The organism is Maritimibacter sp. UBA3975, assembly GCF_002384975.1.
Lineage (GTDB): Bacteria > Pseudomonadota > Alphaproteobacteria > Rhodobacterales > Rhodobacteraceae > Maritimibacter.
In genome coordinates this window covers 65,923-91,348 of sequence record NZ_DGCP01000002.1, presented here as the reverse complement: position 1 = coordinate 91,348, position 25,426 = coordinate 65,923, and the positions used below count along the sequence as shown (strand labels likewise).

The following is a 25,426-nucleotide window of genomic DNA, read 5'->3' as shown; positions in this document are numbered from 1 at the left end:
CACCGCGGATTGCGCCGCAGGCGCAATTCGCAATCCCTCCCGCCCCACACGAAAAAAGGGCGCCCCGAAGAGCGCCCTTTCCAAACTCGCGAAAGCCCCGAAACCTCAGTCGACGATGCCGTTCAGCGTGGCCGAGGGGCGCATGACGGCAAACGTCTTTTCCTCGATCGGGTGGTAGTAGCCGCCAAGGTCGGCCGGCTCGCCCTGACCGGCCATCAGCTCGCTGATGATGTCGGCTTCCTTCTCGACCATCGCGGCGGCGATGGGCTTGAAGTGCGCGGCGAGGTCGGCGTCGCCGGACTGGGCGGCCAGCGCCTCGGCCCAGTAACGGGCGAACCAGTAATGCGAGGTGCGGTTGTCGTTCTGACCGACCTTGCGCTCCGGGCTGTTGCCGTTCTCCAGCACCTTCTGCGTCGCATCCTCGACCGCTTCGCCGAGGATCTTCGCGCGGGCGTTGCCGCGCGCGTCGGCGAGGAACTTGAGGCTTTCTCCCAGCGCGCAGAATTCGCCAAGGCTGTCCCAGCGCAGGTGGTTTTCCTCGACAAGCTGCTGGACGTGCTTGGGGGCCGAACCGCCCGCGCCGGTTTCGAACAGGCCACCACCGTTCATCAGTTTGACGATGGACAGCATCTTGGCGGACGTGCCCAGTTCGAGGATCGGGAACAGGTCGGTGAGGTAGTCGCGAAGCACGTTGCCGGTGATCGTCACGCAATCCTCGCCCGCGACCATCGTTTCCAGCGTGAAGCGGGTCGCGTCGCGCGGGTTCATGATCGGGATCTCGATCCCGGCCTCTTTCAGCGCCGGTTCGACATACTTGATGAGTTCCGCGTCATGCGCGCGGGTGCTGTCGAGCCAGAAGGCCGCCTTGCCGGTCGCCTTCGTGCGGTCGATGCCCAGCTGGATCCAGTCGAGGATCGGCGCTTTCTTGGCGGTGGCCGAGCGCCAGATGTCGCCTTCGTTCACCGAGTGCTCGTGCAGGATGTCGCCATTGTCCAGCACGATGCGCACCTTGCCCGAGGCCGGGATTTCAAAGGTGGTCGGGTGGGAGCCGTATTCCTCGGCCTTTTGCGCCATCAGGCCCACGTTCGACACGGCACCACAGGTGGTCACGTCGAGTTTCCCGTTCTCTTTGAAATACTCGATCGTCTCGTCATAGACGGGCGCATAGCAGTTGTCGGGGATGCAGCACTTTGTCGGCGCGGCTTTCCCGTCGGGGCCCCAGCCGATGCCGCCCGCGCGGATCACGGCGGGCATGGAGGCGTCGATGATGACATCCGAGGGGACGTGCAGGTTGGTGATGCCCCGGTCGCTGTCGACCATGTACATCGGAGGCTGCTTGTCCATCACCGCCTTGAGGTCGGCTTCAAGGTCGCCGTCGCCCGCGATCTTGGCTTCGAGCGAGCCGATGCCGGCATTCGGGTTCCAGCCGAGGTCTTTCAGCTTGGCCTCATGCTTGGAGATGAACTCCTCGAGGTAGACCGAAACGAAATGGCCGAAGATGATCGGGTCCGAGACCTTCATCATCGTGGCCTTGAGGTGGACCGAGAACAGGACGCCCGGCTCCATGCTGTCGATTTCGGCGCGGATGAAGTCGCGCAGGGTGGCCGCCGACATGAAGGTGGCGTCGACGACGGTGCCCTCGTCATAGGACAGCCCGTCCTTCAGCGTCTTCTGGTTTCCGTCATCGGCGAGGAAGACGATCTTGGCCCCGCCCGCCTGATCGGCGGTGATGGTGGCCGATTTCTCGTTCGCGAAGAAGTCGTTGCCGGGCATCGAGGCGACGGTCGTCTTGCTGTCCTTCGCCCAGTCGCCCATCGAATGGGGGTTGGCCATCGCGTAGTTCTTGACGGCCTTCGCGGCGCGGCGGTCGGAGTTGCCTTCGCGCAGGACCGGGTTCACGGCAGAACCTTTCACGGCGTCATAGCGCGCGCGCACGTCCTTTTCCGCGTCCGTCGCCGGTTCATAGGGATAATCGGGGAGCTTGTAGCCCTGTTCCTGCAATTCCTTGATCGTCGCGTCGAGCTGCGGCTGGCTGGCCGAGATGTTGGGGAGCTTGATGACATTGGCGCCCGGCGTCTTCACGATCTCGCCCAGCGCGGCGAGGTCGTCGCTCACCTTCTGGTCGTCCGTCAGGTAGTCGGGGAACTGCGACAGCACCCGGCCCGCGAGCGAGATGTTGCGCACCTCGATGCCGATGTCGGCCGCCGCGGCAAACCCGCGGATGATGGGGAGGAGCGAATGGCTCGCCAGCTCCGGGGCTTCGTCGACCTGGGTGTAGATGATGTCGGGGGTGTCGCTGTTGGCCATGAAATGCTCTCCGGGTTGTCGGGATGGCACGGGGGGACTCGCCGCTCCGTGGTGTTGGTGATCGCGTAATTCAGGCGGGGCGCCAAGTCAATGTGTGCGACGGTATACCGAACGAGATTCGCGCCGGGGCGCCGCTTTCGGGGGTGAAATCAGAGGGTGTCGCAGGAATTTGAGCAAATTCCCGCATGGTTTCGTCGCGTAAGGCTTGCATCACCTTGTCCCGTCCTTAGTCCGGGGTAGAGTTGAGCGATCGGAAAAGATCGGATGACGCCTCGCCGCGTCCAACCGCACTTCACCAACACAGGGAGAAAAACATATGAAACACATGACCCACCTTGCCGTGGCGACGCTCTTGTCGACCACGATGCTGACCGGGGCGGCCATCGCCGCGAGCCATGTGCCCGAGGGCGTCACGCTGGCCGATGACCAGACCTTCACCTACCGCGTGCTGGACGAGCACAGCTCGGTCGACCCGCAGGTCGTCGAGGACGTGACCGGCGCGGAGATCGTGCGCGACCTGTTCGAGGGGCTGATGAACCAGAACGAGGACGGCAAGCTCGTGCCGGGTGTGGCCACGGGGTTCGAGGCGTCCGAGGACAAGATGACCTATACCTTCACCCTGCGTGAAGATGCCAAGTGGTCGAACGGCGATCCGGTGACCGCCGGTGATTTCGTTTATGCCTGGCGCCGGGCCGCCGATCCCGCGCTCGCCTCGCCCTACCAGTGGTTCATCGAGCTGATGTCGCTGGAAAACGCCGGTGAGATCATCGCGGGCGAGATGGAGCCGTCGGAGCTGGGCGTGACCGCCGTGGACGACTACACGCTCGAAGTGCGCCTGACCTCGCCGCTGCCCTACTTCCCGCAGATGACGACGCATGCCACCACCTTCCCCGCGCCGCAGTCGGTGATCGAGGAGCATGGCGACGAGTGGACGAAGCCCGAGAACATCGTGTCGAACGGGGCCTATGTCCTGACCGAGCACCTGCCCAACGAGCGCTCCACCCGTGAGCGCAACGAGATGTACTGGGACAACGAGAACACGATCATCGACAAGGTCGTGGCGCTGGTCATCAACGACGAGAACGTGGCGCTGACCCGTTACCTTGCCGGTGAACTGGACCGCACCGACATTCCGGCCGGCCAGTATCCGCAGCTCAAGGAAGAATACCCGGAGGAAGCCACGAGCTTCCCGCGTCTGTGCAACTACTACTACACGTTCAACGTGTCGGACTCCGGTCCCGAGGCGTTTCAGGACGTGAACGTGCGCCGCGCCCTGGCGATGGCCGTGGACCGCAACATCATCACCGAGAAGGTCATGCAGGGCGGGCAGCCGCCGGCCTATACCTTCACCCCGGCCGCCGTCGCGGGCTTCGAGCCGCCGACCCTGCCGTGGACCGAGATGAGCCAGGCGGAGCGTGACCAGATGGCCAAGGACCTTCTGGCCGAGGCGGGCTATGGCCCGGACAATCCGCTTGAATTCGAGATGGTCTACAACACCTCGGAAGCGCACGAGAAGGTCGCGGTGGCCCTGAGCCAGCTTTGGAAATCCAAGCTCGGCGTGCAGGCGACGCTCGCCAACATGGAGTGGAAAGTCTTCCTCGAAGAGCGCGGCAACCAGAACTTCGAGCTGGCCCGTGGCGCGTGGTGTGGCGACTACAACGAAGCCTCGACCTTCCTCGACCTGCTGGACAGCGACAGCGGCTATAACGACGGCAAGTTCTCGAACGAGCGGGTCGACGAGCTGCTGGAGCAGGCCAAGACTTCGGACGACACGACGCCGCTTTACACGGAAGTCGAGGAAATCCTGTACGAAGAAATGCCGGTGATCCCGATCTATCACTATGCCGGCGTCTATATGCTCGACACCGATCTGGGCAACTGGCCGGTCGATAACGTGGAGCAGAACTGGTACTCGAAAAATCTCTACAAGATCGCCGAGTAACCCCGTCACGCAAACCTGACGTAGCGCGCGCCCCGGCCAACCGGGGCGCGCATCACGGTTTGAAGAGGTAGTCCCTTGGTCTCATACATCTTCCGGCGCCTGCTGATCGCGATACCCACGATCCTGATCCTCATCGTCGCCTCGTTCTTTCTGATCCATTTCGCGCCCGGCGGCCCGTTCACATCGGAGCGCCCGCTGCCGCCCGCCGTGCTCGCCAATATCGAGGCGCGGTACGGGCTGGATCAGCCGCTGTGGAAGCAGCTTTGGGATTATCTCACCAACATCGTCCTGCATTTCGATTTCGGCCCGTCGTTCAAGTTCAAGGACCGCGACGTGAACGACATCATCGCGCAGGGCTTTCCGATTTCGCTGACCTACGGCTCGCTCGCCTTCCTTGCGGCCTCGATCGTCGGGATCGCGCTGGGCGTCACCGCCGCGATCCGGCATAATTCCTGGATCGACTACACCGCCGTCAGCATGGGCATCGGCGCGCAGGCGCTGCCCAACTTCATCATGGGCCCGATCCTGATCCTCGTCTTCACGCTGTGGCTCGGCTGGCTGCCCGGTGGCGGCTGGAACGGGGGCCAGTGGCCCTATCTCATCATGCCGGTGATCGCGCTCTCGACCTCCTACATGGGCAACATCGCGCGGCTGACGCGCTCGTCCATGCTCGAAGTGCTGAACTCCAACTTCATCCGCACGGCGCGGGCCAAGGGCCTGCCGACCCGCGCGGTGATCTGGCGCCACGCGATGAAGCCCACGCTTCTGCCGGTGGTGAGCTACCTTGGCCCCGTCTTCGTTTACGTCCTTACCGGGTCGGTTTTCGTGGACATGTACTTTTCGACCGGCGGGCTGGGGCAGGCCTATGTCGGCTCCGCACTCACCCGCGATTACGCCGTGCTGCTGGGGGTCACGATCCTGTACGGCACGCTGACCGTCGTGGTGAACCTCCTCACCGACCTCGCCTATGCGTGGTTCGATCCGAAAATCCGGTACTGAAGGGAACGTCATGGTTTTCGGAAGCTCCCAACGCGCCGCCGCCATCGCCGACGATGTGACCGACCAGATCCCCGTGCGGGGGCGGTCGCTGCTCAAGGACGCGCAGATCCGGTTCGTGCAGAACAAGGCCGCGATGGCGAGTGTCGTCGTCCTTGGTCTCATCATCCTGTTCGTCATCATCGGGCCGTTGTTCGCCCAGTGGTCGAACGAGGAAATCGACTGGGACCGGATGGGCAACATCGCGACCGAGGGGATGCCGTCGCTGGCCAATGGCCATTATTTTGGCTTGGACGAGCTGGGGCGCGACCTCTATTCGCGAGTCATTCAGGCGACCCGCACCTCACTCCTCGTTGGCTTGATCGGCGCGTTGACCGCACTCATCATCGGCACGACCTACGGCCTTGTCGCTGGCTACACGGGCGGCCGGGTGGACAGCGCCATGATGCGTTTCGTCGATATCCTGCTGGCGATCCCGCTCACGCTGGTCATCATCCTGCTGCTCGTCATCGCGGGGCGGAGTTTCTTCATGCTGTTCGTGTCGCTGGGCGCGGTCGGCTGGCTTACCATGAGCCGGATCGTGCGCGCGCAGACCCTGAGCCTCAAGACCCGCGAGTTCATCGAGGCCGCGCGTGCCGCCGGTGTGTCGGAGGTGACGATCATGATCCGGCATATCCTGCCCAACCTGATCGGCGTCGTGATCGTCTATGCGTCCCTGCTGGTGCCCGAGATGATCCTGACCGAGAGCTTCATCTCGTTTCTTGGCCTTGGCATTTCCGAACCCTACACCAGCCTCGGCAAGCTCATCTCCGAGGGGGCGGGCACGATGGCCTATGGCACGACATGGCAGCTTCTCTATCCCCTGTTTTTCTACGTCGCGATCATCATCACCATGTTCTTCATCGGTGACGGGCTTCGCGATGCACTCGACCCGAAGGACCGCTGAGATGGCTGTGCTTTCCGCCCGCGACCTGCGCGTTTCGTTCTCGACCCCCGACGGACAGGTGGACGCCGTGAAGGGCGTGTCCTTCGACGTGGCCGCCGGGGAGTGCCTTGGCATCGTCGGTGAATCTGGGTCCGGCAAATCGCAAAGCTTCATGGCCGCGATGGGGTTGTTGCCGCCAAATGGGCGCGCCACGGGATCGGTGACGTTTCAGGGCGACGAGATCCTGAACCTGCCGGTGTCCAAGTTGAACAAGCTGCGCGGCTCGGACGTCGGCATGATCTTTCAGGACCCGCTGACCGCGCTGACGCCGCACCTGAAGGTGGGCGACCAGATGGCCGAGGTTCTGAAGGTTCACAAGGGCCTGTCGGGGGGTGATGCGCGGCGTCATTGCCTCGACTGGCTGAACCGCGTCCAGATCCCCGAGGCGGAGCGTCGGATGGGCCAGTATCCGCATGAGCTATCGGGCGGGATGCGCCAGCGGGTGATGATCGCGCAGGCGATGCTGTGCGAGCCGAAGTTGCTGATCGCGGATGAGCCGACGACGGCGCTGGACGTGACCGTGCAGGCGGAAATCCTGGACCTGATGCACGAGTTGCAGCGGGATTCGAACACGGCCATCGCGCTGATCACCCATGACATGGGCGTGGTCGCGCGGATGTGCGACCGGATCGAGGTGATGAAGCTGGGCGAATATGTCGAGTCCGGCGACGTCATGCAGGTCTTCAACGCGCCCAGGCACGACTATACCCGCAAGCTGCTCGACGCGATGCCGCGCATTGATGACGAAGGCGCGCCGGAGGGAACGGAGGCGACCGCCGAGCCTCTGCTTTCCGCCGACGACATCAAGGTGCATTTCCCGATCCGGGTGAAAGGCGGGCTGTTCGGGCGGACCATCCCGCTCAAGGCCGTGAACGGCGTGACCTTCGATCTGGCCAAGGGCGAGACGCTGGGGGTCGTGGGCGAGTCAGGCTGCGGCAAGTCCACGCTGGCGCGCGCGGTGCTGCGACTGATCGAACCCACGGGCGGCTCGGTGTCGTGGCTGGGATCAAGCTTCACCGATCTGGACAAGCGGGCGCTGACGAAAAGCCGCAAGGACATGCAGTTGGTGTTTCAGGACCCGCTCGCCTCGCTCGACCCGCGCATGACGATTTCCGACAGCATCGCGGAGCCGCTTAAGACCTTCCGCCCGGAGCTGTCCAAGTCGCAGCGCAAGGAAGAAGTGCTTGCGATGATGGACCGCGTCGGGTTGGAGCGCGGCATGTTCAACCGCTACCCGCATGAGCTGTCGGGCGGGCAGAACCAGCGCGTCGGGATTGCCCGGGCGATGATCAACAAGCCCAAGCTGATTATCTGTGACGAGGCGGTGTCGGCGCTCGACGTGTCCATTCAGGCGCAGATCGTGCGGCTGCTGAAAGACCTTCAGGACGAGTTCGGGATGTCGATGATCTTCATTTCGCACGACCTGTCGGTGGTGCGCGCGATCTCGAACCGGATCATGGTGCTGTATCTGGGCCGGATCGTTGAACTGGCGGATGCCGGCACGGTGGTCGAGGAGCCGGTGCATCCCTATACCAAGGCGTTGATCTCGGCGGTCCCGATCCCGGACCCGGAGTTTGAGCGCACGCGGGAGCGTATCCGCATCCCCGGTGAGCTTCCGTCACCGCTGGACCCCAAAGCCTCGCTCAGGTTCCTGCCGTCGAAACTGCGGGCGGGCGATACGGACTACACCCCGCGCCTCGACCAGATCGCGCCGGGGCATTGGGTGGCCGAGCACGACACGCTCGAAGCCATCCTCGCCGCCGAGCCGATGGTGAGCGAAGAGGTGGTGGAGCCGATGCGCTAGGCCGGGTCACTTGCGCTCACCCCGGAATACATCAATGATCCCGTTCACATTTTTAGGCGGGGTTTCCTGAACATATGGCGCAAGCGCGGATATCCACTCATGCCCAAAAGGCTTTGCGGCGTCTGACGGGCCGGCCCGCGCGCCCGACGCGTGTCCACCTCGTGTCCTTCGCGGATGGCCTTTTTGCGCCGCGCGGGGCGTCGTTCCTGAAAAGCGCAGCCGCGTTCGGCGGGTTCGAAAGCGCGACGCTGTGTTCGGCGGCGGATCTGGACCCGGACTTCGTGCGCCGTCACGCCGCGATGCTGAAACCGGACGTGCGCGGGTACGGCTATTGGATCTGGAAGCCGCAAGTCACCTTGCAGGCGCTCGAGAGGGTCGCGGACGGGGATGTCGTGCTCTACGCGGATGCCGGATGCGAGTTCCATTCGCCGGGACGCGCGCGGTTTGCCGAGTATGTCTCGCTCTGTCAGGACAATCCCCTCGGTGTGCTCGGGTTCGAGCAGGTATTCATCGAGAGTCACTGGACGAAGATGGACCTTGCGCTCAGGCTCGGCATCGGCGCGGGTCATTCGCACATGAAGACCGGTCAGCTCATGGGCGGCAAATACCTCATGCGGAACTCACGCAAGACGCGGGCCTTCCTGCGCGAGATGATCGCGATTGCCAGCGAGCAGAATTATCACTTCATCGACGACACGCCGTCGGTCGCCGCGAACCATCCGAAATTTCGCGAACACCGCCACGATCAGAGCATCTTCAGCCTGCTGGCCAAGCAGCGCGGGGCGGCGATCACCTTTGGCGAGGGCGACCTGCCGCGCGTGCGGGCGTTCAAGCACCTGCACGACAACATTCCGATCTGGACGATGCGCCACAAGACGTGACTGCGCCGCCACGGTCGCGGCCCCATTGATCGCGAGGCCAAGGACGGATAGGGGGGCATGGAACGCCGTGAACGATCACGACAGCGGAACCGCGCCCTGCCCGTGGCGGTTGGCGCGTCATGCCCCGTCATCTTTTTAACCTGAGTGGATACGCCCATGCGCCTCATCATCGACGTGACCATGCACTACAATTTCGCACAGCCGAATACCGTGTTCCTCGCGCTGGAAGCGGCGCAGACGGACGGGCAGGACGTCATCGACGCGTGGATCAACATCGGGGATGCCACCATCGACCGGATCGCGGGCGATTCTGGTGTGGGGGAGCGGATCTGGGCGCGGGTGCCGGGGTACGAGATGTACCTCACCTATCACGCCGTGGTGGACGTGACCCGGCCCACGGTGCCGCTGGAGGGGATGCAGGCGATACCGCTTCACCAGCTTCCTGCCGAGGTCGCGCCCTATCTGCGCCCCTCGCGTTATGTCCAGTCGGACAAGTTCCAGAGCTTCGTGGGCAAGCGGTTCGGGCATCTGGGCGGCGGGGACAAGGTCGCGGCGATCCGCGACTGGATCACCCAGAACCTGTCCTATGTGCCGGGCAGTTCGGATGCGGATACCAACGTGCTGGAGACCTTCGCGGGGCGGCAGGGGGTGTGCCGTGACTATGCCCACCTGATCTGCGCGATGGTGCGCGCCGCCCAGATCCCCGCGCGGATGGTGGCGGCCTACAGCCCCGGCGTCTGGCCGCCGGATTTCCACGCGCTGGCCGAGGTCTGGCTCGACGATGCCTGGCACCTCGTGGACCCGACCGCGATGGGCCAGCCCCACAACATCGCCAAGATCGCCGTGGGCCGCGACGCCTATGACATCGCCTTCATGGACTCGCAGGCGCCTGCGGGGCTGATCTATCAGGCGGTGTCGGTGGTGGAGGGCTGAGGACACGCGCGCCCCCGGCGGATGCCGGAGGCGTGTCGTGGGGGCGTTGCGCCGTTTACTCTGCGGGGTGGGCGACCGGCTGACGCGACGCGCCGAGGACGATCCAGCCGAACAGCAACATATCGGCGAAGAGGACCAGCGAGCTGATCGCGGCCAGCGGCTCTGCCTGCGGTGCGCCGCTGTAGATCAGGGCGATCCCGGCCACCATCGCGGCGGTGGCGGCGGCCCAGACGGCCACCTGAAGCTTGGCAAGGCCGCTTTGGTCACGCTCCGGGTGCCAGCGGTAATAGAGCCCCATCAGGAAAAGCGACACCCACCCCAGAAGGTTCAGGTGGGCATGGGCCGGCGCGGTTTCGTGGTTGCCGGAGATCGCCATTGCGATGCCCCAGCCCATGCCGATGATAACCATCAGGACGGCGAGGGAAATGGAAAGCTTGGATGCGGTCATGTGTTTGTCTCCTTCAGGTGGCGCGGTGCAGGGGCAGGCGGACGACCCGTCCGCGCGCGTGCCTTCTGGCTCGGCGGCGTGCCGATTTTGGTTCCTGAGCAGTGATCGTGGGTGTCGTCGCCGGATCATGGCGACTTGACCTGACCATAGGGCAGGGTGCTCTATTGACCGAATTGCAATTTTGTATCGGCCCCATCACTGAGATGAATTTTGCCACCTTCGACCTGAACCTGCTCCGTGTATTCGACGCGCTCATGCGCGAGCGGAGCGTCACGCGGGCCGGGGCCTCGATCGGCCTCAGCCAGCCTGCGGTCAGTAACGCCCTGTCGCGCCTGCGCCACCATTTCGCGGACGAGTTGTTCGTGCGGCGGGCCAATGACATGGTGCCGACGCCCAAGGCCGAGGGTCTGGCCCCCACGCTCCAGAAGGCGCTGAGCGATATCGAGGGGGCGATGGCCGATCAAGGGCCGTTCCGACCGGAGGAGATCGACGAGACCTTCACCTTCGCGGGGGCCGACTTCTTTTCCGTCCTGTTCCTGCCCCGGCTCTATCGGGCAATCGCGCCCGTCGCGCCGCGGGCGACGCTCAGAATGATCGAAAGCGCAACGGTGGATGTGCAGACCCTGTTGCGTGACAGCGCAATCGACATGGCGTTGGAGCGGGATCTGGGTGAACAGCCCGACTGGGTGTCGAGCACGCCCTTGATGCGCTCATCCTTCTGCGTGGTCGCCGCACGGGACAATCGTGCGATTGCCGCTGCGGGGATCGAGTCGGGCGAGGCGTTGCCGATGGACCTGTTCTGCGCGATGCCGCAGGCGCTCAGAACGTCCGACGGCACGATGCACGGGGTGATCGACACGGCGTTGGAGCGGCATGGGCGCGCGCGGCCGTGGCGTCGCATGACGTGGTCATCTACCGGCCCCCCATCGATATTCCGCAGCAGAAACTCAGCCTCTACTGGCATCGGCGGCAGGACCGCTCCGCCTCGCACCGCTGGATGCGCGGTCAGGTTCTCGATATGGCGCGGGTGCTGGACCCGATGGTGGACGCATAAAAAAAGCCCCCCGGCGCGAACCGGGGGGCTTCAGTCTATGCCTGACGTTCTTTTTGGAACTTTGGAGTGTCAGGCAATCCGTTATGCCGCTTCACGGAGCGGGGCTTTTTTTTCCTGTTCGACCAGGGCGCGGTGGAGCGCCTTGATGGCCTCGTTGGCTTCGTCGCGCGGCATGAGGAACTGAACGTCCACGTTGCGCGGGGTCGCGTGGGCGGCGATCACGTCCAGCCCGGCTTCGTCCAGCGCGGTCAGGCCGCGGCCCAGCACCGACTGCTTGCGCAGGTCACGGCCGATGGCCGACACGATGCACTGGCTGCGCACTTCGATCTCGGCCTGCGGGAAGCGTTCGAGAACGTCGGCTTCCACGCGTTTCACGGCCTTGAGCGAGCCTTTGACGTAGTGGGTGATCGTGTTGGCGTTCGAGGTCTTGGACACGATCCAGACCTTGTGACGCTTGAGCGCGTCGAGGATCGCGGTGTCGTAGCCTTTCACGCCCACCATGTCCTGTTCGAACACTTCGATGGACACGACATCCAGCCCGGTCACGATCTCGACCCCCGGCGTGTCACCGCGGCTGTCGTCGATCAGGGTGCCCGGATCGTCCGGCTCGAAGGCGTTGGTCACGCGCAGCGGCACGTCGGCCTGACGCAGCATCTTGGCCGCCGAGGGGTGGATCGCCTCCATCCCGAGGTTCGAAAGCTGGTCGGCCACGTCGTAGTTGGTGTGGCCCAGCTTGCGCACGGCATCCTCGCCCACGAGGTTGGGGTCCGCCGAGGAGAGGTGGAACTCCTTGTGGATGATCGCCTCTTTCGCGTGGGTCTGCGCGGCGATGCGCGCGAAGGTCACTTCCGAGTAGCCCCGGTCGTATTCCTTCATCAGACCTTCCTTGCACTGGGCATAGCCCGTGACGATCGGCATTTCGGTGGCGAGGTCGATGTCGGCCAGCCCCTGCTCGATGCGTTCGAACAGGTTGCAGTCGCCCTCGTCGCGCCAACCGGACAGGTCGACGAACCGGGCCGACACGCCGGCGCGCTTGAGCATCAGGGTGGTGACATAGGCGGAATGCGCCTCGCCCAGCCCCGAGAGCAGCTCGCGCACCATTTCCATGTGCTCGGACAGGCGGAAGTGGCCGTAGGAGCACAGGCGGCCGAGGTCGATCAGGAACGAGCGTGCGCCCGCCATCCGTTCGGCCACGAAGTCGTTGGCGTCAGAGATATCGGCCGGGTGTTCGAGCACCGCGCGATGCGCCTCTTCCATCGCTGCGCCGGTCTTTTTCAGGGCCGACATCCAGGCGTGGTCGTCGCTTTCGCTGTCGGCGAAGGCGGCATAGACGCCCTGTTCGCCGGTCTTCTTGTGTTCGAGCAGCAGGTTGGTGATCCCGCCGAAGGCCGACACGACGAAGACGCGGTTGTACGGGTCGCCGTCGCGGATGAGCAGCGTATCGCGCAGCTCGTTCACACGGCTCATCGACGTGCCGCCGATCTTCTCGACAGTATGGTTTCGCTCAGACATGGGTTTTTCCCCGTTCGGTTCAGGCAGCGTCTTCGTCGGGCGCGGCATAGGAGCCATCTTCGCGATGCACTTCCTTGCCGGTCACCGGCGGGTTGAAACAGCAGGCCAGAACCAGCGTTTCATCGGATACCAGCGTATGCTTGTCATGCTCGTTCAGCGCGTACATAACGCCCGGCTTGATCTCGTGCGTCTCGTTCGTGGCGAGGTCGGTGATCCGGCCCTTGCCCGAGATGCAGTAGACGCTTTCGAAGTGGTTCTTGTAGTGGAACGTATGTTCCGAACCGCCCTCGATGGTGGTGATGTGGAACGAAAAGCCCATCCCGTCATCGGCGAGAAGCATGCGCACGGAGTTCCAGCGCGCGTCCGAGATGGACTTGTCGGTGTTTTTCAGTTCGTTGAAGTCACGGACGATCATGGCGTCTTACTCCGCTGCAATTTTCTTGTTGGCGTCGAGGGCTTCGCGGGTCGCTTCGAGAACGATCTCGAGGCCCTTCTGAAGCACGTCGTTCGGGATGTTCAGCGCGGCGAGCACCTTGACCACCTCGTCGTCGGCGCCCGACGTCTCGATGATGAGGCCCTTCTCGAACGAGCGCGCGCAGATGTCTTCGGCCAGATCGCCGGAGCCCACGTCCACGCCGCGCATGAAGCCACGGCCCTTGAGATAGGCGTGCGGCACCAGGTCTGCGACCTTCTTGAGCCCGTCTTCGAGGATCTGCGCCTTTTCGGCGGTGGAGGCTTCCATCGCGTCCTTGTCGGCCCAGAATTTCTCAAGCGCGACACGGCCCGTGACGAAAGCATGGGTGTTGCCGCGGAAGGTGCCGTTGTGCTCGGCGGGCTTCCACACGTCATGCTCACGCTTGATGAGCAGGCAGGCGAAGGGCAGGCCGAAGCCCGACAGCGATTTCGCCTGGGTGATGAGGTCCGGCTCGATGTCCATGCCCTCGAACCCGAAGTAGGTGCCGGTGCGGCCGATGCCCGCCTGAATGTCGTCGACGATCAGCAGCGCGCCGTGGTCCTTGGCGAGCTTGGCGATGCCTTCGATCCACTCTTTGGACGCGGCGTTCAGGCCGCCTTCGCCCTGCACGGGTTCAAAGATGAACGCGGCCGGGGCGTCGACGCCCGAGGAGCCGTTGTCGAGCATGGCCTTGATGAAGGCGAGCGTATCGACACCGTCGCCCATCGCGCCCTCATAGGGCATGTGCGTTACGCCACCCAGCGGGGTGCCGGCGCCGCCACGCTTGCCGGCGTTACCGGTCAGCGAGAGCGAGCCCATGGTCATGCCGTGGAAGCCATTGGTGAACGAGATGATGTTGCGGCGCCCGGTGATCTTGCGGGCGAGCTTCATCGCGGCCTCGACGGCGTTGGTGCCGGTCGGGCCGGTCATCATGACCTTGTAGTCGTCCATGCCGCGCGGCTTGAGCACGATGTTCTCGTATGCTTCGAGCCACTTGGCCTTTTCCTCGGTATACATGTCGAGGCCGTGGGCGATGCCGTCGCCCGTGATGTGCTCGACCAGCGCCGTCTTCATGTCGGCGTCGTTGTGGCCGTAGTTCAGCGACGAGCACCCGGCGAGAAAGTCGATGTACTCGGTGCCGTCAGTCGCGGTCATGATCGACCCCTGCGCTTTCGCGAAGGTGGTCGGGAAACCGCGGCAATAGGAGCGGGCTTCCGACTCGCGGCGTTCAAAAACGGGATTGTTCGCAGACTGCTTGTCTGTCGTCATAACGTATTCCTTCGATGTTAGTGTGAAAGGACGGGGGGCCGCGCGTGTCTTACGCGGCCTTCGCCATGTCATCTTCGTCGGGCAGCGTGATCGTCACCATGTGTTCGGTGTCGTGACGGCCTTCGAAGTGATCGTCCTTTTTGAAGTGTGCTTCGTCTTCAAGCTCGCCGCCGTGGCGTTTCGCGAATTTCTTGAAGAGCGCCCAGGAGGCGTCGTTGTCCTTGGTGATGGTGGTCTTGAGGACGTTGGCTTCGTCGCATTCCTCGCGACCGAAGATTTCGTCCAGCATCAGGCCACCAAGGCCCATGCCCCGGGCTTTCTCGCTCACGGCCACCTGCCACACGAAGAGCGCCTCTTCGTTCGGCACGAGATAGCCGGAGATCCAGCCCACGACGTCGCCGTCCAGCTCCGCCACCACGCAGGTGTCACGGAAATGGTCGCATTGCAGCAGGTTGCAGTAGACGGAATTCTCGTCGAGCGGCTTGCACTCGCGGATCAGGTCCCAGATTTGCGCCCCGTCCTCGGAATTCGGCTTCCGAAGGCGGAGCTTGCCAGTTCGGGGAATGTCTTTCGCAGTATGCATGTTTCGGTCCTCTCCAAAGTTCCTTCGATGCACTAACTATTAAACCAAGCCATTTGTTTCAAGACCTAAAGCACTTTTCGCCGGAATGGGCGGAAAAACCCCTGTTTTTCGGGTCGTTCGGGCGAAAATACTTCAGTAATGAGCGACTCAGAACCTTTACATACCGAAAGATTTGGCTATCTAAGCACCATGATTGCATCAGACCTGCTCGCCGTGGCATCAATGCCTCTGGAGGGAGAACATATGGATCGGACCGACGTAAGCCTCATCGCCCTGCGGCGTATTCTCAGGGCGACAGAGCTGTACGGCAAAGAGCTCGCGACCGCCGCCGGCGTGACCGCCGCGCAATTCCGCGCGCTTCAGATCGTGGGCGAACGCGGCAGCGCGACGCCCAAGGATATCGCGGCCCGCATGGGGGTGAGCCAGGCGACCATCACGACGCTGGTGGACAAGCTCGTGGCGCGCAACTTCGTGACCCGTCAGCGGTCCGAGCGTGACCGGCGCCAGACCAACGTCACGATCACCCCCGCCGGGCAAGCCACCGTGGACGACGCGCCCGACGCGCTGCAACAGCGTTATGTGCGCAAGTTCGAGGCGCTCGAGGACTGGGAGCAGGCGCAGATCATCGCCTCGCTCGAACGGGTCGCGGCGATGCTCGACGCGCATGAGATCGACGCCTCGCCGGTGTTGACCACGGGCGATATCAAGACGAGCGACAAGCGCCACTGAGCGGCTTTTCATTCGCGGCCCGCTGGCGCATCGTCCCCCCATGACTGACGCGACCCTTCCCCGGCCCGAGGCCGTGATCTTCGACATCGGCAACGTGCTCATCACCTGGCAGCCCGAGGACCGCTATGACGAGATGATCGGGCGGGCGCGGCGCGAGGCGATGTTCGCCGCCGTGGATCTTCACGCCATGAATGAGCGCTTCGACCGGGGCGAGGTGTTTCGGGACGTTGTGGTGGAGACGGCTGCGGCCTACCCCCGGTTTCACGATGAGATCATGATGTGGCATGACCGCTGGCTCGACCTCGCCACGCCGCCGATCGAGCATTCGGTGCGTCTGTTGCGGGCGCTGCGTGCCAAGGGGGTGCCGGTCTTTGCGCTGACCAATTTCGGGATCGACAGTTTCGCCCTGTCCGAGGGGCGCGATACGTTTCTGACCGAGTTCGACCGGCGCTATATCTCGGGCCACATGGGCGTGACCAAGCCCAGCCCGCGCATCTACGAGATGGTCGAGGAAGATTGCGGGATCGCGCCCGAGCGGCTTCTGTTCACCGACGACAAGCCCGACAACATCGCCACCGCCGCCGAACGGGGTTGGCAGGTGCATCTGTTCGACGGGCCGCAGGGTTGGGCCGACCGCCTTGTGGCGGCCGGCCTCCTGACACGCGCGGAGGCGGCTTAGGCCAGTTCCAGTGCGTCGAGGGACTTGAAGGAAATCTCCATCCCGTCGAGCATCCCGGTGTCCATGATCATCTTGCGGGTTTCCGCATCGGGCAGGGTCATCGTCATGGTCATGCGGGTGCCTGCGCCCTTTGCTTCGAACAAGGTCTCGATATGGTTGGGTGGCGAAGGCTCGGGCATGAGCATCACCTCCTCCTGCACCACGCGGTGCGGTTCGTCGAGGTCGAGGAAGGTGCCGGTGATCGAGAACACCGAGCCGTCCGGCCCTTCGTGATCCATGCGATAGAAGCCCCCAACCGCCGCGTCGATCACGCAATTCACGACGTTCCAATCGTCGGCGCCCGATTGCCATTTCTTGACCAGCTCCGGCTCCATATGTGCGCGCCAGACAAGGGCGGGGGGCGCGTCGAAGTCGCGGGTGACGACAAGCTGCGTGTCGCCGACAAGTTCGAAAGTCAGGGGATTGGGCATGATCTAATCCTTTTGAGAACGGTCTTTTTGCATTTCTTCGGCCAGAACCGCATCCAGCCGGGCGTAATTCGCGGTGAGGGCGCGGCGCAGGTGGTCGAGCCAGGCCTCGAGCTCCTCCAGCGTGCCGCCCGCCAGTCGGCAGGGGCGGCGCTGGCCGTCCACCCGCCGGGTGATGAGCCCCGCGCCCTCCAGCACCTTGAGGTGGTGCGAAATGGCAGGCTGGCTGATGGGGAAGGGCGCTGCGATCTCGCTCACCGTCATCTCGCCGCCCGACAGACGGTCGAGAATCGCCCGGCGCGTGGGGTCGGAAAGCGCGGCGAAGGCGGCGTCCATATCGGGGATCTTTGATTCCATAATTATTTATATAAACAAATACTGACATAAGGCAATCCCGCCTTTTCCGTTGCGTCAGGACCGCCCAACCGGCACAGTTGCCGAAAAACAGCGAGCAGCTTTCATGGCCTGGATCATTGTCGGCATCGTCGCCCTTATCGCTGCGGCGCCCTTCGTGCGTGAATGGTTCCGGGCGCCCGTTTCGGCGGCGCGGGACGGGATCGAGGACGGCGGGTTCGCAGAGTTGTCGGGCGGCAAGACCTATTACCGCTGGTATGGTGCGCCGACCTCCCACGTCATCGTCCTCATCCACGGGCTGACCACGCCGCACTGGGTCTTTTCCGGGATCGTGCGCGGGCTGAACCTGCTGGGCTATCAGGTGCTGGCCTATGACCTGTTCGGGCGCGGGCTGTCGGATCGTCCCGGCGACGCGCAGACGCCGCAGTTCTTTCTTCACCAATTGAACGAGCTGTTGATCGAGCAGGGGCTCGACGGCCCCGTGTCGCTGCTGGGCTACTCGATGGGCGGTGTCATCGCGGCGCAGTTCGCCGTGACTTACCCGGAGCGGACGGACCGCGTGATCCTGCTGGCCCCGGCCGGGATCGACTACACCCCCGCCGAACCGCTCAAGACCGCGGGGGCATCCGGCGTGCTGGGCAACTGGCTGTGGCGGGTCGTGGGCTCCCGGTCACTCCGGCGGGCCGCCAGACGGGACGCGCAGGCGCCGACCGTGATCCCCGACCTTGAAAAGCGAATGTCGGAGGAGACGGGGCGGCGCGGATACCTGCGGGCGGTCCTGTCGGCACACCGGGAGTCGCTGGCCATCAACCTTGAGAACCTGCACCGCGACCTCGCCAAGACCGAGATCCCGGTGCTGGCGATCTGGGGTGGCGAGGACAAGGTGATTCCCCTGACCTCGATGGGCAAGCTGACCCAGTGGAACCGCACCGCGCGCCACCATGTCGTGGACGGGGTGGGCCATGCCCTGCCACATGCCGCGCCGAACGAGATCATCGCGGCGATCACCACGTTTTTCAGAGAGGTTTGACGACCGTTTCCAGCGCAGCCGCGCCCCGGTGCTTGTGCCGCCGGGTATAGACGTAGGCGGCGAAACGGGCGGTGAACCATTCCATGCGCGGGGCCTCGACGATCACCCGGTCGGTCCAGACGCAGCCCTTGCCGGTCCGCTCCGGCTGGATCGACAGGGTGTGGTCCCAGCGCGTGACCTGCGCGTTCTTTTCGCGGCTCTGGATCACCCGCGCCTCTCGGTCGAGCATCTCGACATACATCGTGTGGCCGGGGTTTTTCATCACGCCGAAGAGGGTGATGTCCACGACGTAGGTCGCGCCCTCTTCCACCACGCCCTTGGGCAGGCCGTCATAGCGCGCGATGCCCTTCATCGCCTCGGTCATCTCGTCGAAATGGATCGCTTCGTCGAACACGGTGTCCGCGTCGCGGGGGTAACGGGCGGTAACGGTGATTTCACGGGCCAAGGGGTGTCTCCTGCAACGAATACGGCGTTACAAAACGCCGCGCCGCCGAATCCCTCAACCCCAAAAACGACAAACCCCCGGGCGAGAGCCACGGGGGTCGTCTGGTCGACATGTCGACCGTCTATCGCAAGGGCCTTAAAGGAGGCCTTCGCGTTGCGCTTTTTTACGGGCGAGCTTGCGCTGACGGCGAATGGCTTCCGCCTTCTCGCGCGCCTTCTTCTCGGAGGGCTTCTCGAAATGCTGCCGGAGCTTCATTTCACGAAACACACCTTCACGCTGAAGCTTCTTCTTCAGAGCCCGAAGCGCCTGGTCGACGTTGTTATCGCGAACCGATACCTGCATGTGGTTGTCACCACCTTTCTAGGTTTGTGTTGCAAGAGAAATTGCAGGAGCGCGCTATATAGCGACGATCCCGCCACTTGTCCAGTTGGGCATGAAACGCGACGTTGGCGCGCGGGTTCCCTTGAAGCACCCCGCACCGCGTGCCACTTATTTCCCATGACACATGCTGATCAACTGCTCGACGCCGTGCAAATGCACGTCCCTTTCGATGGCTGGAGCGAGGTGGCGCTGAAGGCCGCCTGCGAGGATACCGGCATACCGCTCGACGAAGCGCGCGCGCTGTTTCCGCGTGGCGGGGTGGACCTTGCCTTCGCGTATCACGAGCGCGGCGACCGCCAGATGGTCGAGGCGCTGCGCGCGGCGGACCTTACGGCGCTGAGGTTTCGCGACCGCATCGCCTTTGCCGTGCGCACCCGGCTCGAGGTGGCGGACCGGGAGCTTGTGCGGCGTGGCATGTCGCTGTTTGCCCTGCCGCAGCACGCCGCCGACGGGTCGCGAGCGCTCTGGGGCACCGCCGGGCTGATCTGGGAGACGCTGGGCGACACGTCGGACGACATCAACTGGTACACCAAGCGGGCGACGCTCTCGGCGGTCTATTCCTCGACGGTGCTGTATTGGCTGGGCGACGAGAGCGAGGGGCGCGTGGCGACCTGGGCCTTCCTCGACCGGCGAATCGATAACGTGATGAAGTTCGAACAGGTGAAGGGGCGCGTGCGCTCCAACACGCTGGTCGATGCCTTCATGAAGGGACCGGGGCGCGTGTTCGACCATATCCGCGCGCCGGGCACCCCGCGCTCGGGCTATCCCGGACAGTGGGGCGGGCGCGGACAATGAGCCTTCCTGACACCATGCGCGCGGTCGAGATTTCCAAGGCTGGCGGGCCGGAGGTTCTGACCCCCGTCGAGCGGCCCGTGCCCGAACCGGGGCATGGCGACATCCTTATCAAGCTGGCCTATGCCGGCGTGAACCGCCCCGACGCGCTGCAACGCGCAGGAGCCTATGCGCCGCCGCCGACGGCGAGCGATCTGCCCGGCCTCGAAGGGGCAGGGGAGGTCGTGGCGGTCGGCCCGGGTGTGACCGGAGTCTCGGTGGGCGATCAGGTCTGCGCGCTTCTGCCGGGTGGCGGTTACGCGGAATATGTCGTCACGCCAGCGGCCCATGCCCTGCCGGTCCCGAAAGGCATGGGGCTGAAGGAGGCCGCCTGCCTGCCCGAAACCTACTTCACGGTCTGGTCCAACGTATTCATGCGCGGCGGGCTGACCGCCGGGGAGCGGTTTCTGGTCCACGGCGGGTCGTCCGGCATCGGCACGACGGCGATCCAGTTGGCGAACACGCTGGGCGCGCGGGTCTTCACCACTGCCGGGTCGGACGAGAAATGCGCGGTCTGCCGGGAGCTGGGCGCCGAGGTGGCGATCAACTACCGCGAGCAGGACTTCGTTGAGGTGATGGGCGAGGCCGGGGGTGCGAACCTGATCCTCGACATGGTGGGTGGCGAGTATATTCCCCGCAATATCAAGGCGCTGGCGGATGAGGGCCGGATGGTTCACATCGCGTTCCTGACCGGACCCAAGGCCGAGGTGAACTTCGCACAGATCATGGCGCGCCGGCTCACCGTCACCGGATCGACGCTCAGGCCCCAGTCCGACGCGGCCAAGGCGCGGATCGCGGAGGAACTGCGCGAACACGTCTGGCCATTGCTGGAGGCCGGCCGGGTGAAGCCGATCATGGATTCGACCTATCCGCTGGACGAGGCCGCCAAGGCCCATGCCCACATGGAAAGCTCGACCCATATCGGCAAGATCGTCCTCGAGGTCTGATCCCGGCCAGTGGGTCTGACGCCTGAGCGCCGTAGCGCAAGACACACGCTCGTGAGAGGGCGGGCGTTTGCAATTCCTTAGCTATGGGGCCATATCCAAGGTATGCTGCGGTGCAGCAATGGCCCGAAGGAGTCGCCTCATGGACGGAACCACGCTCAACACGGTCAAGGTCGACGTCGCGCTTCAGGGCGGCGGCGCGCACGGGGCGTTCACCTGGGGCGTTCTCGACCGGCTGCTCACCGATCAGACCGTCGATATCACCGCGATCTCCGGCGCCTCCGCCGGGGCGATGAACGCGGCGGTCGCGGCCTCCGGCCTCGCGGTCGGCGGGCGCGAGGGCGCGCGCCGTTCGCTTGCTTCGTTCTGGGAGGCCGTGAATACCGGCGCACGCACGCTGGCCCCCCTCATCACCGTGTTCGACGAGTTCCCCAACTGGACCTCGGCCACCGCGTCGTGGTTCAACCTGCTCTCCGGTGCCCAGCTTTCAGTCACGCCGCACCCGACGAACGGACGCCCGGCGCAAATGCTGCTGGAAGAGATCGTGCGCGACCATGTGGATTTCGACGCGCTCCGCCACGCATCCGCGCCGCGCCTGTTCATTTCGGCCACCAATGCCAAGACCGGCGCGGCCAGGATTTTCCGCAACGACGATGTGTCCGTGGATGCGCTGATCGCCTCGGCCTGTCTGCCGATGTCCTTTCCGTCGGTCGAGATCGACGGCGAGGATTACTGGGACGGGGGCTACAGCGCCAATCCGCCTCTGGTCCAGCTTGTGCAGGAAAGCGGCAATCACGACCTGATCCTCGTCACCGTGAACCCGATCAGCCGCCGCCGCACGCCGTCTTCGCCCGACAAGATCCCGGACCGGATTTCCGAGCTCACCTTCAACCAGACGCTGACCAAGGACATCCGCGCGATCACCATGCTCAAGGCCGAGCTGGACGGGCGCCCGCCGGTCTGCGGCGTGCCGTTCATTCAGGCCATCGCGAACCTGCGGATGCACGAAATTCAGAACGAGCTGGCGATGCGGGAGTTCGATCCGAAGTCCAAGATGTTTCCGTCCTGGTCGCTGCTCACCGAACTGCACGGCCTCGGGTCCGAAACGGCCGGGGACTGGCTCGGCACCCATCGCGGGGCGCTGGGCGTCGAGAGCACCGCGAAACTGGAAGACCGCTATCTGTAAGGCGGGCTAGTCGGGCTTGCGCGACAGCTTGACCCCGGCCTGCGCCATGTTCGCCAGCGCCATGTCGAGCGACCCGTTCGCGTCGATGCCCCGGCACAGGTCGAGCCGCACCGTCACGTTGAACCCGAGCCGCGCCGCGTCCATCGCGGACCAGCCGACGCAGAAATCCGTGGCCAGCCCGACGAAGGTCAGGTCCGTGGCCCCCCGGTTGCGCAGGTAACCTTCGAGCCCGGTGGGCGTGCGGTGGTCGTTCTCGAAGAACGCCGAGTAGCTGTCGACCTCGGGCCGGAAGCCCTTGCGGATCACGAGGTCGGCGGGATCGGTTTCCAGGTCTTCGTGGAAGGCCGCCCCGTCGCTCCCCTGAATGCAGTGGTCGGGCCAGAGCACCTGCGGGCCATAATCCATCTCGACCAGTTCCAGCGGCGCCTTGCCCGGGTGGGACGAGGCGAAGGACGAATGGCCCGCCGGGTGCCAGTCTTGCGTGAAGACCCGCACGGGGAAGGCACGCAGGAGCCGGTTGATGCCCGGCACGATTTCGTCTCCGCCCGCAACGGCGAGTGCGCCGCCGGGACAAAAGTCGTTCTGAACGTCGATGACGATAAGCGCGTCGGTCATGGGATCACCCGTTGAAGCGTGCGGTGATGCGCCGTCCACCGCGTGAGAATTCGACCCGCCACCAGCGCGAGCCTTCCGCGATGACGGCCTCGAACGCGTCGCCGGTCGTCACCGAAATGTGGTTCACGGAATGGATCACGTCGCCGCGCTGGAACCCCGTGCGCCGCGCCGGCCCCTCGGCGGTCACGACGACGACGCCCTTCGCATCCATCGGCTGGCCGAGGTTGCGGGCGATGTCGGGCGAGAGCGGCGACAGCGTGAGGCCCTGAAACGGGCCGGGCAGGGTGATGGCGGTCAGCGCCGCCTCGATCCCGCGCGGGGCGGCGGCGAGGGTCACGCGCGCCGCCTGAAACCCGTCGGCGTTCATGTAGCGCACCTCGACCGTGTCGCCCATCGGATGCGTGGCGAGGCGGAAGTCGAGCTCGGCGGCGGCATTCACCGGCTGATCCGCGATGGCCACGACAACGTCGCCGACACTCAGCCCGGCCTGCGCGAAGGGGCTGTCCGGGTGGATGTCGCGCAGGAGCACGCCCATCGGCCGCTCCAGCCCCATCGCATCGGCGATGGAGGCGTCGACCACCTGCACCTCGACCCCCGACCAGGGCCGTTCGAACCGGTCGCGCCCGGCGGCGGCCTGTGCGACCACCTGTTTCACGAGGTTGGCGGGGATGGCGAAGCCGATCCCGTTCGAGCCGCCCGAGCGGGTGACGATCTGGGTGTTGATGCCGACGAGGTCGCCGCGCATGTCCACCAGCGCGCCGCCGGAATTGCCGGGATTGATCGGCGCGTCGGTCTGGATGAAATACCGCCCGCCCTGCAACAGCGCCCCGCCGCCCTGACCCGTGCGCGCAAGGCCCGAGATGATGCCGGAGGAGACCGTCTGACCCACGCCGAACGGGTTGCCGATGGCCAGCACGAGGTCACCGACCGCAAGCTCGTCACTGTCGGCGAAATCGAGCGCGGGGAGGTCTTCGCCCCCGTCGAGCCGGATCACGGCGAGGTCGGCGGCCTCATCCGCGAGCACGAGCCGCCCGTCGTATTCCCGCCGGTCGGCCAGAACGACGCGGATATCGGTCGCATTGCCGACGACGTGGTAGTTCGACACCACCAGCCCGTCGCCCACGATCACGCCCGACCCCAGCGAGTTCTGCTGTTGCGGCGGAATGTCGAAGTCGCGGAAGAACTGGGAAAAGAACGGATCGTCGGCGAAGGGATTGCGCCGCTCTACCACCCGCGAGGCATAGATGTTGACGACCGCCGGGGCCGTTTCCTCGACCACCGGGGCGAAGGACAGCTGCATCTGCGCGGGGCTGTCGGGCACCTGCGTCTGCGCGTTCACAGCAACGGGGACGAGGGCGAAACACAGGGCAAGAACGCGGATCATGGGCACCTCCGATTGAGGAAAGAAGTGGCGTAGTGCCCCGGCAAATTCAAGACAATGCACCGATCCGGCCCCAAAGCCGCCCCAATCCGGGAGGAAAGTTACCCTATCGCTGCTGCTTCACCGGACACCCGACGATGACCCACGAAACATATGAATACACTTTGACGACCGCCAAGGGATTCCTTCTCATGGTCGTCTGCGGACTCATCACGGTCTGGGCCGGATACATGGCGGCGACGCACCAAGGCAGCCTGTCGGTCGCGGGATTTTCGCTTGGGATGCAGGGCGCGACCTTCGCCTATCTCGTGCTCGCCACCGTCACCGGCTGGGTCACGTTCGATGAAATCCGGTCGTGGATGCGCCCGGCCGAGCGCAAGGCGCCCATCGTGCTGGACAACGAGGCGATCTCGGCCCCGGCACAGCCCGACAACCCGGCGGTGCTGCGCCTGTCCTACAAGGGCATTTCCGATATCAAGACACGCTCGGTCTCGGGCAACCGCGTGATCGAGATCCGGCACATGGACGGCAACCTCACGATTTCCGGCTCTGCGCTGGGCTCGCGGGAGGCGTTCGACAGCCTGCTTCAGTCGCTCCAGGCGCGCGTGGCGCTGACGCGCGGCTACCGCTACTGAGGCCCGAGCGGGCTTGATCGGAACCCGCGCCGGGCGTAAGCCCCGCGCCATGTTCACAGTCTGCGCCCTTTACCACTTCACCGCCTTCGACGACCCTGCCGCCCTCAAGGGACCGCTGGCCAAATTCTGCTGTTCGCGCGGGATCACCGGCTCGCTCCTTCTGGCGCGTGAGGGGATCAACGGGACCGTGGCGGGGAGCGAGGGCACGATCCGTGAGCTGATCGCCCATATCGACGGCCTGCCGGGATGCGCGGGCTTCGACTACAAGCTGTCGACGGCTTCCGAGCAGCCCTTTGGCCGCATGAAGGTCCGGCTCAAGCGCGAGATCGTCACGATGGGCCAGCCCGACGTCGACCCGCGCGCCGCCGTGGGCCGCTATGTCCAGCCCGCCGACTGGAACGAGCTGATCTCGGCCCCTGATGTGGCGGTGATCGACACGCGCAACGACTACGAGGTCGCGATCGGCACCTTCGAGGGGGCCGAAGACCCCGAAACGGCGAGCTTCCGGGACTTCCCGGCGTGGTGGGAGGCCAACAAGGAGCGGTTCCACAACAAGCGGATCGCGATGTTCTGCACCGGCG

General features: G+C 64.7%; 26 protein-coding genes and 1 pseudogene. 15 read left to right on the top strand and 12 right to left on the bottom strand.

What is annotated here, in order from left to right:
- Positions 1–105: 105 nt before the first annotated feature.
- Positions 106–2,307, bottom strand: a complete 2,202-nt coding sequence (locus B2585_RS00755) for an NADP-dependent isocitrate dehydrogenase (protein WP_292019087.1) — start codon at positions 2,305–2,307, stop codon at positions 106–108.
- A 316-nt stretch (positions 2,308–2,623) separates the two neighbouring features.
- On the opposite strand from B2585_RS00755, the gene B2585_RS00750 reads away from it, so the two are divergent.
- The 6 genes from B2585_RS00750 (at position 2,624) to B2585_RS00725 (ending at position 9,848) form a co-directional block, all read left to right on the top strand.
- Positions 2,624–4,249, top strand: coding sequence for a peptide ABC transporter substrate-binding protein (locus tag B2585_RS00750; RefSeq protein ID WP_292019086.1), 1,626 nt, complete (start codon positions 2,624–2,626; stop codon positions 4,247–4,249).
- 75 nt (positions 4,250–4,324) lie between these two features.
- Positions 4,325–5,248 (top strand): oligopeptide ABC transporter permease OppB, encoded by a 924-nt coding sequence (gene oppB / locus B2585_RS00745; protein ID WP_292019085.1) that lies wholly within the window; start codon positions 4,325–4,327, stop codon positions 5,246–5,248.
- Positions 5,249–5,258: 10 nt separating this feature from the next.
- Positions 5,259–6,191, top strand: coding sequence for an ABC transporter permease subunit (locus B2585_RS00740; protein ID WP_292019084.1), 933 nt, complete (start codon positions 5,259–5,261; stop codon positions 6,189–6,191).
- 1 nt (position 6,192) lies between these two features.
- Positions 6,193–8,034 carry an ABC transporter ATP-binding protein gene (locus B2585_RS00735; RefSeq protein ID WP_292019083.1) on the top strand — a complete coding sequence of 614 codons (1,842 nt, stop codon included), beginning with the start codon at positions 6,193–6,195 and terminating at the stop codon, positions 8,032–8,034.
- A 113-nt stretch (positions 8,035–8,147) separates the two neighbouring features.
- A complete protein-coding gene (locus B2585_RS00730; protein ID WP_292019082.1) occupies positions 8,148–8,915 on the top strand; it encodes a hypothetical protein in 768 nt (255 codons plus the stop codon).
- A gap of 156 nt (positions 8,916–9,071) precedes the next feature.
- A complete protein-coding gene (locus tag B2585_RS00725) occupies positions 9,072–9,848 on the top strand; it encodes a transglutaminase-like domain-containing protein (protein ID WP_292019081.1) in 777 nt (258 codons plus the stop codon).
- Positions 9,849–9,903: 55 nt separating this feature from the next.
- Here B2585_RS00725 and B2585_RS00720 read toward each other — a convergent pair whose 3' ends face one another.
- Positions 9,904–10,296: a hypothetical protein gene (locus B2585_RS00720; RefSeq protein ID WP_292019080.1), complete on the bottom strand. Its 393-nt coding sequence runs from the start codon at positions 10,294–10,296 to the stop codon at positions 9,904–9,906.
- 203 nt (positions 10,297–10,499) lie between these two features.
- On the opposite strand from B2585_RS00720, the gene B2585_RS00715 reads away from it, so the two are divergent.
- On the top strand, positions 10,500–11,534 hold the full coding sequence (locus tag B2585_RS00715) for a LysR family transcriptional regulator (protein ID WP_292019079.1): 1,035 nt from the start codon (positions 10,500–10,502) through the stop codon (positions 11,532–11,534).
- Here the strand turns inward: B2585_RS00715 and B2585_RS00710 are convergent.
- The 4 genes from B2585_RS00710 to ectA are packed head-to-tail and all read right to left on the bottom strand — an operon-like array spanning position 11,432 to position 15,168.
- Complete coding sequence (locus tag B2585_RS00710; protein WP_292019078.1) at positions 11,432–12,862, bottom strand: aspartate kinase; 1,431 nt, start codon at positions 12,860–12,862, stop codon at positions 11,432–11,434. The two genes, B2585_RS00715 and B2585_RS00710, sit on opposite strands and share 103 nt — an antisense overlap.
- 19 nt (positions 12,863–12,881) lie before the next feature.
- Positions 12,882–13,277, bottom strand: a complete 396-nt coding sequence (locus tag B2585_RS00705; protein WP_292019077.1) for an ectoine synthase — start codon at positions 13,275–13,277, stop codon at positions 12,882–12,884.
- A 6-nt stretch (positions 13,278–13,283) separates the two neighbouring features.
- Complete coding sequence (ectB, locus tag B2585_RS00700; RefSeq protein ID WP_292019075.1) at positions 13,284–14,585, bottom strand: diaminobutyrate--2-oxoglutarate transaminase; 1,302 nt, start codon at positions 14,583–14,585, stop codon at positions 13,284–13,286.
- A gap of 49 nt (positions 14,586–14,634) precedes the next feature.
- A complete protein-coding gene (ectA, locus tag B2585_RS00695; protein WP_292019074.1) occupies positions 14,635–15,168 on the bottom strand; it encodes a diaminobutyrate acetyltransferase in 534 nt (177 codons plus the stop codon).
- A 243-nt stretch (positions 15,169–15,411) separates the two neighbouring features.
- On the opposite strand from ectA, the gene B2585_RS00690 reads away from it, so the two are divergent.
- Positions 15,412–15,897 (top strand): MarR family winged helix-turn-helix transcriptional regulator, encoded by a 486-nt coding sequence (locus B2585_RS00690; protein WP_292019073.1) that lies wholly within the window; start codon positions 15,412–15,414, stop codon positions 15,895–15,897.
- A gap of 40 nt (positions 15,898–15,937) precedes the next feature.
- Complete coding sequence (locus tag B2585_RS00685) at positions 15,938–16,576, top strand: HAD family hydrolase (RefSeq protein ID WP_292019072.1); 639 nt, start codon at positions 15,938–15,940, stop codon at positions 16,574–16,576.
- Here the strand turns inward: B2585_RS00685 and B2585_RS00680 are convergent.
- Both B2585_RS00680 and B2585_RS00675 read right to left on the bottom strand, forming a co-directional pair.
- Positions 16,573–17,046 (bottom strand): SRPBCC domain-containing protein, encoded by a 474-nt coding sequence (locus B2585_RS00680; RefSeq protein WP_292019069.1) that lies wholly within the window; start codon positions 17,044–17,046, stop codon positions 16,573–16,575. The genes B2585_RS00685 and B2585_RS00680 overlap by 4 nt on opposite strands.
- 3 nt (positions 17,047–17,049) lie before the next feature.
- A complete protein-coding gene (locus tag B2585_RS00675; protein WP_292019068.1) occupies positions 17,050–17,400 on the bottom strand; it encodes an ArsR/SmtB family transcription factor in 351 nt (116 codons plus the stop codon).
- Between the two features lie 103 nt (positions 17,401–17,503).
- Between B2585_RS00675 and B2585_RS00670 the strand changes: the two genes are divergently transcribed.
- Positions 17,504–18,427 carry an alpha/beta fold hydrolase gene (locus B2585_RS00670; RefSeq protein ID WP_292019067.1) on the top strand — a complete coding sequence of 308 codons (924 nt, stop codon included), beginning with the start codon at positions 17,504–17,506 and terminating at the stop codon, positions 18,425–18,427.
- Here B2585_RS00670 and B2585_RS00665 read toward each other — a convergent pair.
- Positions 18,414–18,872 carry a hypothetical protein gene (locus B2585_RS00665; RefSeq protein ID WP_292019066.1) on the bottom strand — a complete coding sequence of 153 codons (459 nt, stop codon included), beginning with the start codon at positions 18,870–18,872 and terminating at the stop codon, positions 18,414–18,416. The genes B2585_RS00670 and B2585_RS00665 overlap by 14 nt on opposite strands.
- Before the next feature lie 135 nt (positions 18,873–19,007).
- Positions 19,008–19,214 (bottom strand): 30S ribosomal protein S21, encoded by a 207-nt coding sequence (gene rpsU / locus B2585_RS00660; RefSeq protein WP_018302784.1) that lies wholly within the window; start codon positions 19,212–19,214, stop codon positions 19,008–19,010.
- Between the two features lie 156 nt (positions 19,215–19,370).
- Here rpsU and B2585_RS00655 point away from each other — a divergent pair, with 156 nt between their 5' ends.
- The 3 genes from B2585_RS00655 (at position 19,371) to B2585_RS00645 (ending at position 22,214) form a co-directional block, all read left to right on the top strand.
- Positions 19,371–20,048, top strand: coding sequence for a COQ9 family protein (locus B2585_RS00655; protein WP_292019065.1), 678 nt, complete (start codon positions 19,371–19,373; stop codon positions 20,046–20,048).
- Entirely contained in the window at positions 20,045–21,031 is a 987-nt protein-coding gene (locus B2585_RS00650) for an NAD(P)H-quinone oxidoreductase (protein WP_292019064.1), read from the top strand. Before B2585_RS00655 ends, B2585_RS00650 begins: the two co-directional genes overlap by 4 nt.
- Positions 21,032–21,170: 139 nt before the next feature.
- On the top strand, positions 21,171–22,214 hold the full coding sequence (locus B2585_RS00645) for a patatin-like phospholipase family protein (RefSeq protein ID WP_292019063.1): 1,044 nt from the start codon (positions 21,171–21,173) through the stop codon (positions 22,212–22,214).
- 6 nt (positions 22,215–22,220) lie between these two features.
- Here the strand turns inward: B2585_RS00645 and pncA are convergent, their stop codons facing one another.
- The gene (gene pncA / locus B2585_RS00640; RefSeq protein ID WP_292019062.1) at positions 22,221–22,829 is read right to left on the bottom strand and encodes a bifunctional nicotinamidase/pyrazinamidase; all 609 of its coding nucleotides are present in this window, start codon (positions 22,827–22,829) and stop codon (positions 22,221–22,223) included.
- 4 nt (positions 22,830–22,833) lie between these two features.
- On the bottom strand, positions 22,834–24,213 hold the full coding sequence (locus B2585_RS00635) for a trypsin-like peptidase domain-containing protein (protein ID WP_292019061.1): 1,380 nt from the start codon (positions 24,211–24,213) through the stop codon (positions 22,834–22,836).
- 134 nt (positions 24,214–24,347) lie between these two features.
- Here B2585_RS00635 and B2585_RS00630 point away from each other — a divergent pair, with 134 nt between their 5' ends.
- Together B2585_RS00630 and B2585_RS00625 are read left to right on the top strand one after the other, a co-directional pair.
- Positions 24,348–24,845, top strand: a complete 498-nt coding sequence (locus tag B2585_RS00630; protein ID WP_292019060.1) for a hypothetical protein — start codon at positions 24,348–24,350, stop codon at positions 24,843–24,845.
- A 49-nt stretch (positions 24,846–24,894) separates the two neighbouring features.
- Positions 24,895–25,426 (top strand): annotated as a pseudogene (locus tag B2585_RS00625) (hypothetical protein); the annotation flags it as partial.